Source organism: Phenylobacterium sp. 58.2.17, from assembly GCF_026411515.1.
Classification (GTDB): domain Bacteria; phylum Pseudomonadota; class Alphaproteobacteria; order Caulobacterales; family Caulobacteraceae; genus Phenylobacterium.
The window spans coordinates 1-10,498 of record NZ_JAPMTQ010000074.1; the positions used below are offsets into that span (position 1 = coordinate 1).

The 10,498-nt window shown below is 70.0% G+C and carries 10 protein-coding genes and 1 pseudogene; 9 read left to right on the plus strand and 2 right to left on the minus strand.

The window, feature by feature from the left end:
- Nucleotides 1-2,054: pseudogene (locus OUA97_RS22450) on the minus strand (hypothetical protein); the annotation flags it as partial.
- Between the two features lie 289 nt (nt 2,055-2,343).
- Between OUA97_RS22450 and OUA97_RS22455 the strand changes: the two are divergent.
- The 5 genes from OUA97_RS22455 (at nt 2,344) to OUA97_RS22475 (ending at nt 6,343) form a co-directional block, all read left to right on the plus strand.
- On the plus strand, nt 2,344-2,934 hold the full coding sequence (locus OUA97_RS22455; protein ID WP_267234314.1) for a DNA-3-methyladenine glycosylase I: 591 nt from the start codon (nt 2,344-2,346) through the stop codon (nt 2,932-2,934).
- 1 nt (nt 2,935) lies between these two features.
- Nucleotides 2,936-3,556, plus strand: coding sequence for a ribonuclease HII (locus OUA97_RS22460; protein ID WP_267234315.1), 621 nt, complete (start codon nt 2,936-2,938; stop codon nt 3,554-3,556).
- Between the two features lie 50 nt (nt 3,557-3,606).
- Complete coding sequence (locus OUA97_RS22465; RefSeq protein WP_267234316.1) at nt 3,607-4,659, plus strand: DUF2332 domain-containing protein; 1,053 nt, start codon at nt 3,607-3,609, stop codon at nt 4,657-4,659.
- Between the two features lie 88 nt (nt 4,660-4,747).
- Entirely contained in the window at nt 4,748-5,830 is a 1,083-nt protein-coding gene (locus tag OUA97_RS22470) for a site-specific DNA-methyltransferase (RefSeq protein WP_267234317.1), read from the plus strand.
- A gap of 3 nt (nt 5,831-5,833) precedes the next feature.
- A complete protein-coding gene (locus OUA97_RS22475; RefSeq protein ID WP_267234318.1) occupies nt 5,834-6,343 on the plus strand; it encodes a GrpB family protein in 510 nt (169 codons plus the stop codon).
- Here the strand turns inward: OUA97_RS22475 and mutY are convergent.
- Nucleotides 6,340-7,389 carry an A/G-specific adenine glycosylase gene (gene mutY / locus OUA97_RS22480; RefSeq protein ID WP_267234323.1) on the minus strand — a complete coding sequence of 350 codons (1,050 nt, stop codon included), beginning with the start codon at nt 7,387-7,389 and terminating at the stop codon, nt 6,340-6,342. The genes OUA97_RS22475 and mutY overlap by 4 nt on opposite strands.
- A gap of 56 nt (nt 7,390-7,445) precedes the next feature.
- Here mutY and OUA97_RS22485 point away from each other — a divergent pair, with 56 nt between their 5' ends.
- The 4 genes from OUA97_RS22485 to OUA97_RS22500 all read left to right on the plus strand — a co-directional run.
- Nucleotides 7,446-7,988, plus strand: a complete 543-nt coding sequence (locus OUA97_RS22485; RefSeq protein ID WP_267234319.1) for a DUF721 domain-containing protein — start codon at nt 7,446-7,448, stop codon at nt 7,986-7,988.
- A gap of 86 nt (nt 7,989-8,074) precedes the next feature.
- Nucleotides 8,075-8,692 (plus strand): DsbA family protein, encoded by a 618-nt coding sequence (locus OUA97_RS22490; RefSeq protein ID WP_267234320.1) that lies wholly within the window; start codon nt 8,075-8,077, stop codon nt 8,690-8,692.
- Nucleotides 8,693-8,695: 3 nt separating this feature from the next.
- A complete protein-coding gene (locus OUA97_RS22495) occupies nt 8,696-9,307 on the plus strand; it encodes a thioredoxin domain-containing protein (protein ID WP_267234321.1) in 612 nt (203 codons plus the stop codon).
- A 16-nt stretch (nt 9,308-9,323) separates the two neighbouring features.
- Nucleotides 9,324-10,498 (plus strand): AAA family ATPase (locus OUA97_RS22500; protein ID WP_267234322.1); only part of this gene is annotated, 1,175 nt, incomplete at its 3' end.

The window sequence follows — 10,498 nt, forward strand, 5'->3', positions numbered from 1 at the left end:
TACCAGATAATGAGGCTAGACTCGTGGGCTCGTAGATGTGTATTAGATACAGCGCCCGGACCGCCGAAGCCGCCGCCGCCCATGCCGCCGCCTGATCCGCCCATGCCGCCGCCGGGCGGCGGACCCTCGCCAGGCGGCGGACCGTCCGGCGGGCCTTCTCCCTGGCGCTGGCCCTGACTTTGCTGACCTTGGCCTTGCTGCCCCTGAGGTCGTTGCCCTTGAGCCTGCTGGCCCTGCGCCTGCTGGCCCTGAGCCTGCTGCGCCTGCCGCTCGGCCTGGAACCGCTGGCGCATCGCCGCGATCTGCTCAGGCGTCGGCTGCGGGCCGACCGGCCGCGAATAGGTGAAGCCATAGCGCAGCTCGTCGCGCGACTGCCGCGCGAAGTTCACCGGCCGCGCGTCGATCAGCGTCAGCTCGCCGGCCGCGTTGCGCACGAAGCGGTCGGGGAACGCCGCCTCGATCTGGGTCGAGGCCGACGGGAAGGCGGCGATCGCGTCGTCGGTGCGGGTCGAGACGTAGTTGGCCTGGAAGTTCAGGTTGAGCTTGTCCCAGGGCTTGTAGGTGACGCCCAGCTTGAAGGTGTCGCGCTGGCTGGCGTCCAGGGTCGAGAGGCCGCCGCTGACGCGGGTCACCTCGACGGTCTGGCCGGTCTGGAAGTCGAACACCCGCACGCCCGGCGTCGCGGTCAGCGGGTCGCCCAGCTGGTTCATGGTCGGGGCCTGGTCGGTGCGCGTGAACGAGGCCAGCACCCGCAGCGGCTTGATCGGGGTCCAGTTCAGGCCGCCGCCCAGCGTCTGCAGGTCGCCGAAATCCGAGAGGTTCTGGTAGCCGAGATTCACATTGGCCGACAGCTTGCCCAGATGCTCGCCCAGCCCTTCGCCGGCGCGGATCAGCGGCACGTCGACATTGGCCTGCAGCTGGCCGATGTTCCGGTCCAGGGTGTTCGACGTGGACACCCCCAAGCGGTCGGCCTCGCTCTCGAACCGGGTGGCCGAGGCCCGCGCGGTCAGGGTCGTGCTGACTTTGCCGGCCGGCAACTCCCAGAGCGCGCGGTTCAGCACGATGTCGGACTGCGCCGTGGTGGTCGTGCTCTTGGTGCGGTCGGTATAGGGCACGCCGCTGAAGTCGCGGTCGGTCGAGGACTTGGCGACGTCCTGGGTCAGCCCGCCGGTGTACGACCATTGCCAGCCGCCATAGGCGCCGGCCGCGGCGGCGGCGAGCCGCCCCGACGTGGTCTCCGAGCGGCGCAGCAGCGCGTCGTCCGAGAACGGCGACAGGCCAAGCTTGCCCTGGCTGTCGGTGAAGTCGAGGCCGGCGTTGATGGTGCCGTTGACGCCCTCGCCCAGCGGCCGCGCATAGACGCCGTTCAACGACAGGGCGGTGGTGTCCGAGGTCAGGGTGCGCAGGTCGCCCTCGCCGCCTTCGATGTCGCGGTCGCCCTCGTAGATCGGCTGGGTGTCGGTCAGCCGCGCGTCCAGCATCAGCCGCTGACCGCGCAGGATGTTCAGCACGGAGCCATGCGCCATGGCGCTCTGGCCGCCGCCGTCCTGCGTCGGGGTCGAACCCGAGGCCTCGGCGAGGGTGGCCTTGAAACGCTGGCGCAACACGAAGTTCACGACCTTCTGGTCGGCCGGGTAGCCGTACTTCAGCGACACCTCTTCGGGCAGGATGTCGACTCGCGCGATCGCCTCGGTCGGCAGGTCGCGGATCTCGGCGAAGCCGGTGACCCGACCGCCGTTGATCAACACCACCGGCCGGCCGCCCGAACCCTGGCCGCTGGTCAGCTGCGGCGCCAGCGCGTCGAGCAGTTCGGTGACGCTGGCCGCGCCATAGGCCCGGATCTCGCGCGGCGAGATCGACAGCTCCGGAGTGATGTCGCCGATCACCGAGCCCGGCAGATTGCGGACGCCGGCGACGACCACCAGTTCCTCGACCTCCGTCTCCTGGTCATGCTCCTCGGTCTGAGCCAGCGCGCCGCCGGCGCAGAGTGTGGCCGCCGCGACTCCGCACAACAGGCGTGCGGCGATACGGCGACGAGAAGGCGATGAACTCACGAGATACGATCCAAGTCATTGGGGAGGATGGAAGCGTGCGACTAACTGCCCCCATCCTCCTGAACGGGGGATGAGGAAGTTTCCGTCGCTCTTGTTGCGGCCATTCGTCAGGACCGACAAAAACCTGCCGCACGCCGATAGACGCCGATAGACATTGAAACGCCCGCGACAAACCGCGCCCTGGCGCGGCTATCGGCGGCTTGCTGCAAGGTCGGCGGCGAAACCTGCCGATAGGGCTGCTATCGGCGGCGCTTGAAGCCCTCCCTGCCGAAAGCCAAGACTGCGCCCCATGACCGGCGACCTGATTCGATGCGGCTGGCGCGGCATGGCCGGCGACCCGCTCTACGAGGCCTATCACGACAGCGAGTGGGGCGTGCCCGAGTACGACTCCCGCGCGCTGTGGGAAAAGCTCGTGCTCGACGGCTTCCAGGCCGGGCTCGCCTGGATCACGATCCTGCGAAAGCGCGACGCTTTCCGTGAGGCCTTCGCCGGCTTCGACCCCGACGTCGTCGCCCGCTTCGGCGAGGCCGAGCGCGCGGCCCTGATGGCCAATCCCGGCATCGTCCGCTCGAACGCCAAGATCGACGCGGCCATCGCCGGCGCGCGGATCTATCTCGACATGCGCGAGCAGGGCGAGGACTTCAGCCAGTTCATCTGGAGCTTCACCAACGGCCGCGTGGTCCAGAACCAGTGGAGCGAGATCGGCCAGGTCCCGGCCCAGACCCGCGTCGCCGAGGAGATGTCCAAGGCCTTGAAAGCCAAGGGTTTCAAGTTCGTCGGCCCGGTGATCGTCTACGCCTTCATGCAGGCTGTCGGCGTCGTCAACGACCACCTGACCTGCTGCCACCGCCACGAACAAGTCAAACGGCTGGTGCGTTAGTATGCCCGACATGATGCTCGAACTGGCCTGTCCGACGGGCCCCGTCTGCGGGGTGGACGAGGCCGGCCGCGGCCCCTGGGCCGGACCGGTCAGCGCCGGCGCGGTGATCCTCGATCCGGACCGCGTGCCCGCCGGCCTCAACGACTCGAAGAAGCTCAACGCCAAGGCGCGCGACGCCCTGGAGCTGGAGATCAAGCAGAGCGCGCTGGCCTGGGGCGTCGGCTTCGCCAGCGTCGACGAGATCGACGAGCTGAATATCCTGCACGCCACCGGCCTGGCCATGCGCCGCGCCGTCGAGGCGCTGGCCATCGCCCCGGCCTTCGCCCTGGTGGATGGCAACTACAAATTCAAATTGCCTTGTGAAATCAAGACCGTGATCAAGGGCGACTCGATCAGCGCCTCGATCGCCGCGGCCTCGATCCTCGCCAAGACCGCCCGCGACCGGCTGATGGTCGAGATGGACGGCCTCTATCCCGGCTACGGCTTCGCCGGCCACAAGGGCTATCACGCCCAGGTCCACGTCGAGGCGCTGCGGACCCTCGGCCCCTGCCCGATCCACCGCCGCGGCTGGGAGCCGATCCGCCTGGCCCTGATCGAGCGCGGCGAGCTCCTCGCGGATTGATCAATTGAATCAATATTGACGCCCTGCCCCCGCCGGCCGATCGCGGGGACATGGACAGCGCCGCCTCCGCATCGCTCCGACTGCAGGCCAAGGCCTGCCTGGCCCTCGGCTCGCCCTTTCACGCCGGGTTGCTGAACCTCGCCGCCGAGGACCTGGACGCCGGCGGGCCGACCGACCGCCTGCTCGCCCCATGGACCGGTCAGGACCTGCGCGCCCTGATGGCCGCCGCCGTCCCCCTGCGACTGGTCGGGGCCTTGCACGACCTGGTGCTGAGCGGTGATGATCCCGCCCTCGCCGCCGTCTATCCCCAGTCTGGCAAGGCCTTCGACGCCGCCACGGCCTGGCCCGAAGCGCGCCGCGCGATGACCGACCACGCCGAGCGCCTGGCCGCCTTCATGGACCACGAGCCGCAGACCAACGAGGTGCGCCGCTCGGCGGCCCTGCTCGGCGGCTTCCTGACCGTGGCCCGCGAGACCGGCCTGCCGCTGCGCTGTTTCGAGATCGCCGCCAGCGCCGGCCTCAACCTCTCCTGGGACCGCTATCGCTACGATCTTTCGGGTTCCGCCTGGGGTCCGGATAGCCCGGTGCTGCTGCCTTCCGACTGGTCCGGCGTCTTGCCGCCGCTGGACGCGCAGGTCCGGGTTGTTCATCGCCAAGCCTGCGACCGCCGCCCGGTGGACCTCAAGGACGCCGTCCAACGCCGACGTCTGATAGCCTATGTCTGGCCCGATCAGTTCGACCGGCTGGCGCGAATTCGCGCGGCGATCGACGTCGCGCTGGCGAACGAGGTCACCGTCGAGGCGGCCGACGCCGTCGAGTGGACCGCACGCTTGGCGGCTCCGGCCCCGGGCGCGGCGAGCGTCATCTACCACTCGGTGTTTTGGCAGTACATGCCCGCCGAAAGCCAGGTCGCGCTACGTCAAGCCATTGAATATATTGCCGCCTCAGCCACGAACGACGCCCCGCTCGCCTGGCTGCGCATGGAGCCCCCGCCCGAGAACACGGCGATCATGGAGGTGCGGCTTACGACCTGGCCGGGCGGCGAGGAGCGGGTCCTGGCGGTCGTTCACGCCCACGGCGCCTCGGCCAGGTGGACCGGTTAACCAAGATCAACGGCCGTTAACCACGTTCGGTAAAGCCGCGTTCACCACGAGGACTCAGGATTCTGACTCCGGACATCGAGGTGAGCTTATGGGCGTTCAGGCCGACACGATCATTCACGGCGACTGCATCGAGGAGCTGAAGAAGCTGCCTGCGAAGTCGGTCGACCTGGTCTTCGCCGACCCGCCCTACAACCTCCAGCTCGGCGGGGAACTGCTGCGTCCCGACAACTCCAAGGTCGACGCCGTCGACGACCACTGGGACCAGTTCGAGAGCTTCGCGGCCTACGACAAGTTCACCCGCGAGTGGCTGACCGAGTGCCGCCGCGTGCTCAAGGACGACGGCGCCCTCTGGGTGATCGGCAGCTATCACAACATCTTCCGGGTCGGCGTCGCCTTGCAGGACCTGGGGTTCTGGCTGCTCAACGACATCGTCTGGCGCAAGACCAACCCGATGCCGAACTTCAAGGGCACCAGGTTCACCAACGCCCACGAGACCCTGATCTGGGCCGCCAAGGGCCGCGGCTCGCGCCGCTACACCTTCAACTACGACGCCATGAAAATGGCCAACGACGACGTCCAGATGCGCTCGGACTGGACCTTCCCGCTGTGCACCGGCGAGGAGCGCCTGAAGGATGAGAACGGCGCCAAGGCCCATCCGACCCAGAAGCCGGAAGCGCTCCTGCATCGCGTGATTTTGGCGTCGACCAAGCCTGGCGACGTGATCCTCGACCCGTTCTTCGGCACCGGCACCACCGGCGCGGCCGCCAAGCGCCTGGGCCGCCGCTACATCGGCCTGGAGCAGGACGAGAAGTACGTCGCCTTGGCCAAGGACCGCATCTCGAAGATCGTCCCCATCGCCCCCGGCGACCTGGAGGTCACCGGCTCCAAGAAGTCCGAACCGCGCGTGCCGTTCGGCCAGGTGCTGGAAGCGGGCCTGCTCAGCCCCGGCGACGCGCTCTACTGCCCCAAGGGCGAACGCATGGCCCGGGTGCGCGCCGACGGCAGCCTGGTGGTCGGCGACCTCTCCGGCTCGATCCACAAGGTCGGCGCCATGGTCCAGTCGGCCCCGGCCTGCAACGGCTGGACCTACTGGCACTTCAAGTCCGACAAGGGCCTGGCCCCCATCGACGTGCTGCGCGCCAAGATCCGCTCGGCGATGCCGCAGGCCTGAGGCATGCCTTACGGCCTGGGACTTGAGCGGACCGCCAACCGGCTGGCCGCGCCCAACCCGCTGTGGGGACGGGCCTTCGAAGAGGAGGCCGCCCGCATCCGCGCCGCCGCCGGCCCTGACGTCCTGGCCATCGAACACTATGGCAGCACGTCGGTGCCCGGGCTCTGCGCCAAGCCGATCATCGACCTGCTGGTCGGCGTGGCGGACCTCTCCGTCGCCGACCTCCATGCGCCGACCATGCTCGCGCTGGGCTACGACGACTCCGGAAACGGCGGCGTCGACGGCCACCGGATCTTCGGCAAGGGCGCGGCGCGCACCCATCTGGCCCACTTCGTCGTGCACGGAGGCGCCGAGTGGGTCGCCACGCTGCGGTTTCGCGACATGCTTCGCGCCGACGCTGGCCTGTGCACGGCCTACGAGCAGCTGAAGTCCCGGCTGGTCGCCGAGCATCCCGCGGACCGCGCCGCCTACACCGCCGGCAAGTCCGAGTTCATCCTCGCCGCCCTGGCCTAGAGCAGATTGCTCAACCCCGCCCGCGCGGCCTTGAGGAACACGCTCGGCAGGGCGTCCAGCCCGGCGCGCGGCGTCCAGATCAGGCCGTCGGCGTCGCCTTCGGCCCGGAGCAGCCGCAGGGTCAGGCTGAAGTGGGTGAAAACGTGCTCGACCTCGCCCACCGCCCGCCAGTCGGCCGGCGCCGGCGCGGCCGCGGCGGCCTCCGCATCGCTCCAGACGCTCGCGCGCCAGTCGCTGGTCGGCAGGGCGAGCATGCCGCCCAGCAGCCCCTTGGGCGGGCGGCGCACCAGCGCGACCTCGTGGCCGCGTGTCAGGATGTAGGCCACGCCGTTGCGGTGCGGCCGCGCAGCCTTGGGCGTCTTGCGCGGATAGGTCTCCGGCTCGCCGCCGGCCAGGCCCGCGCAGGCCTCGCTGAGCGGGCAGCGGTCGCACAGCGGCGCCTTGGGGCGGCAGATCGTGGCCCCCAGGTCCATCAGCGCCTGCGCCCAGTCCCCCGGCCGATCTGCGCGCACCAGCCCCCCGGCCAGGGCCTTCAACTCGGCCTTGCCGTCGGGCAGCGGCGTCTCGACCGCAAACAGCCGCGCCATCACCCGCTCGACATTGCCGTCGACCACATTGGTCGGCAGGTCGAAGGCGATCGCCCCGACCGCCGCGGCGGTGTACGGCCCCAGCCCCGGCAAGGCGCGCAGGCCTTCTTCGGTATCGGGAAACACCCCGCCATGGTCGCGCGCGACGGCCCGGGCGCAGGCCAGCAGGTTGCGGGCCCGGGCGTAGTAGCCGAGCCCCGCCCAGGCGGCCATCACCTCGCCGTCGTCCTCGCCCGCCAGGTCGCTGACCGTCGGCCAGCGCCGGGTGAACTTGAGGAAATAGGGCGCGGCGTGCGGCACCGTCGTCTGCTGGAGCATCACCTCCGACAGCCAGACGCGGTAGGGGTCGGCACGCTCGCCCAGCGCATGGTCGGCCGGCCCCACCCGCCAGGGCAGGTCGCGGGCGTTGGCGTCGTACCAGGCAAGCAGGCGGTCGCGGAGCGTCTCGGGCGTCACCAGGTCTCAGCTACCCGATCCTCGCCTCGGACGGGAGCCTTGTTGTAAGGTGGCGGCCAATGCCCCGCCCCCTGCCCACTCCCGCCGAAGCCGCCGAGATCCTGGCGCGCAAGCGCACGCGGCCCCAGCACCGGCCGCCGCCGGTGGCCGGGCGGGGTCTTTCCAAGCTGCTCAAGGAACTGGACGCCAAGTACGGCCAGGGTCCCGGCGCGCTGCAGGCGCGCTGGCGCGAGATCGTCGGCGTCGAGCTGGCCAAGCGCACCGAGCCGGTGAAGCTGACCAAGCCGCGCGGCGGCGGCCCCGGCGCGCTGGAGATCCGCGTCGCCGGCGCCTCGGCCGCCCTGATCCAGCACCAGGCGCACGAGATCGTCTCGCGGGTGAACCTGTTCCTCGGCGAGGGCGCGGTGAACAAGCTGCGCATCGTCCAGGGGCCGCTGCGTACGGCCGCGACCGAGACCAGACCCGCCCGCCGGCGCGCCGCGCCGCTGGACGCCGCTCAGGAGGCCGAACTGGCCCGCGGCCTCGAACACGCCCCCGACAGCCCCCTGAAAGCCGCATTGCTGAGGTTGGGTCGGGGCGTTATGCGGCGGGGAGCCGGCTGAGCCTGGTTGACTTCGCCCCGGCGCCCACGTTCCACGGACCGGGAATCGCGCTTTAATCTTTCATTCGGAATTCCGCAGAGGTGCAAATGCCGAACTTCAACCGTCGCCTTCTCGTCGTCGCGGCCCTGGGCGCGCTCGCCCTGGCCGGCTGCTCCAAGAGCGGCGGCGCCGGGTCCGTCGACACCGCCGACATGACCCTGGGCGATCCCAACGCCAAGGTGAAGCTGGTGGAGTACGCCTCGCTGACCTGCAGCCACTGCGGCAAGTTCAACAACGAGGTCTTCCCCGAGTTCAAGAAGAAGTACATCGACACCGGCAAGGTGCATTACACCTTCAAGGAATTCCTGACCCCGCCGAACGAGGTGGCCGCCGCCGGCTTCCTGACCGCGCGCTGCGCCGGCAAGGACAAGTACTTCCAGGTCACCGACGCCATCTTCCATGCCCAGCAGGAGATGTTCACCACCGGCGACATGCGCGGGATCCTGCTGCGCACCGCCCAGTCGGCCGGCATGACCGAAGAGAAGTTCAACGCCTGCATCACCGACGAGGCGGCGCTGAAGGCCCTGAACGAGCGCGTCGAAAAGGCCGTGAAGGTCGACAAGATCACCGCGACCCCGTCGTTCATGATCAACGGCAAGAAGCTCAAGGAAGGCGAGATGACCATGGCCGAGCTCGACGCGGCCGTCGCCGAGGCCTCGAAGTAAGCCATGCGCCAGCCGAACCGTCGCATCGCCGTCGCCGTCCTTGGGGCGGTCGCGCTCTGCGCCGGTTCGGCCCTGGCCGCCCCGCCCCTGCCCGACGACATGTCGCTGGGCGACCCCAAGGCCAAGGTGAAGCTGGTCGAGTACGCCTCGCTCAGCTGCACCCACTGCGCGGTGTTCAACAACGAGGTCTTTCCGGCCTTCAAGAAGAAGTACATCGACACCGGCAAGGTCCACTACACCCTGCGCGAGATCCTGACGCCGCCGGCCCAGGTCGCCGCCGCCGGCTATCTGACCGCGCGCTGCGCCGGCAAGGACAACTACTTCACCGTCGTCGACGCGGTGTTCCGCGGCCATGACGAGATGGTCAGGACCGGCGACGCCCGCGCTGTGCTGGTCGCCGCGGCCCAGGCCGGCGGCCTCAGCGAGGCCCGGTTCGAAGCCTGCCTTTCTGACGATGCCGCGCTTCAAGCCCTCAACGCCCGCGTCTCGCGCAACGCCAAGCAGGGCGAGATCGCCGGCACCCCCACCTTCGTGTTCAACGGCGTGAAGGTGAAGGAAGGCGAGATGACCGCCGCCGAACTCGACGCCGCGGTCGCCGCGGCCTCCAAGCGGTAGGAGGCGCCCCCGGCCCGTGCACTTCCAGAGGCTCCGACTCTCCGGCTTCAAGTCCTTCGTCGATCCGACCGAGTTTCGGATCGAGCCCGGAGTCACGGGCATCGTGGGACCGAACGGCTGCGGCAAGTCGAACCTGCTGGAAGCCCTGCGCTGGGTGATGGGGGCCAATTCCGCCAAGGCGATGCGCGCCGGCGGCATGGACGACGTGATCTTCGCCGGCTCGGGCAATCGCGCCTCGCGCAACCACGCCGAAGTCGTCCTGACCATCGACAATTCCGACCGCCGCGCTCCGCCGGCGTTCAACGACGCCCCGGTGCTGGAGGTCGTGCGGCGGATCGATAAGGGCGCCGGCTCGACCTACAAGATCAACGGCCGCGAGGTGCGCGCCCGCGACGTCCAGCTGCTGTTCGCCGACGCCTCGACCGGCTCGAACTCCCCGGCCCTGGTGCGCCAGGGCCAGATCTCCGAACTGATCGCCGCCAAGCCGCAGAACCGCCGGCTGATCCTGGAAGAGGCGGCTGGCGTCTCGGGCCTGCATTCGCGCCGCCACGAGGCCGAGCTGCGGCTGCGCGCCGCCGAGACCAACCTCGCCCGCCTCGACGACGTCTCGCGCGAGCTGGAGACCGCCCTCAACCGTCTGCGCCGCGAAGCCCGTCAGGCCGAGCGCTACAAGAAACTGTCCGCCGAGATCCGCGCCCTGCAGGGCGCGGTGCTCTTCGCCCGCTGGTCCGAGGCCCGCGACGCCGCCGTGCGCCTGCGCGAGGAAGCCGCCGCCGCGGTCGCCGCCGTCGAGGCCAACACCAGGGAGGCGGCGAGCGCCACCACCCGCGCCGCGCAGGCCGAGGAGGCGATCAAGCCGCTGCGCGAGGCCGAGACCATCGCCGCGGCGATCCTGCATCGCCTGGCCATCGACAAGGACCGGCTGGAACGCGAGGGCGAGGCTCTGGCCGCCGAGGTCGAGCGCCTGACCGGCGACCTGACCCGCATCGACGGCGACCGCGCCCGCGAGACCCAGATCGCCCACGACGCCCAGGCCGCCCTGGCCCGCATGGCCGAGGACCTGGCGGCGCTGGAGGCCGCCATCGCCGCCGCCCCAGAGCGCGTGCCCGAGCTCGAAGCCGCCGCCCGCGCCGCCGAGGAGGCCCGCATCGCCGCCGACAAGGCGGTCGAGGAGCTGTCTCTTATACACAT

Coding starts and splice junctions, on each gene's coding strand:
- OUA97_RS22485 (WP_267234319.1), top strand. CDS start 7,446: ATGCCCCGCCCCCTGCCCACTCCCGCCGAAGCCGCCGAGATCCTGGCG.
- OUA97_RS22455 (WP_267234314.1), top strand. CDS start 2,344: ATGACCGGCGACCTGATTCGATGCGGCTGGCGCGGCATGGCCGGCGAC.
- OUA97_RS22460 (WP_267234315.1), top strand. CDS start 2,936: ATGCCCGACATGATGCTCGAACTGGCCTGTCCGACGGGCCCCGTCTGC.
- OUA97_RS22475 (WP_267234318.1), top strand. CDS start 5,834: ATGCCTTACGGCCTGGGACTTGAGCGGACCGCCAACCGGCTGGCCGCG.
- OUA97_RS22470 (WP_267234317.1), top strand. CDS start 4,748: ATGGGCGTTCAGGCCGACACGATCATTCACGGCGACTGCATCGAGGAG.
- OUA97_RS22465 (WP_267234316.1), top strand. CDS start 3,607: ATGGACAGCGCCGCCTCCGCATCGCTCCGACTGCAGGCCAAGGCCTGC.
- OUA97_RS22490 (WP_267234320.1), top strand. CDS start 8,075: ATGCCGAACTTCAACCGTCGCCTTCTCGTCGTCGCGGCCCTGGGCGCG.
- OUA97_RS22495 (WP_267234321.1), top strand. CDS start 8,696: ATGCGCCAGCCGAACCGTCGCATCGCCGTCGCCGTCCTTGGGGCGGTC.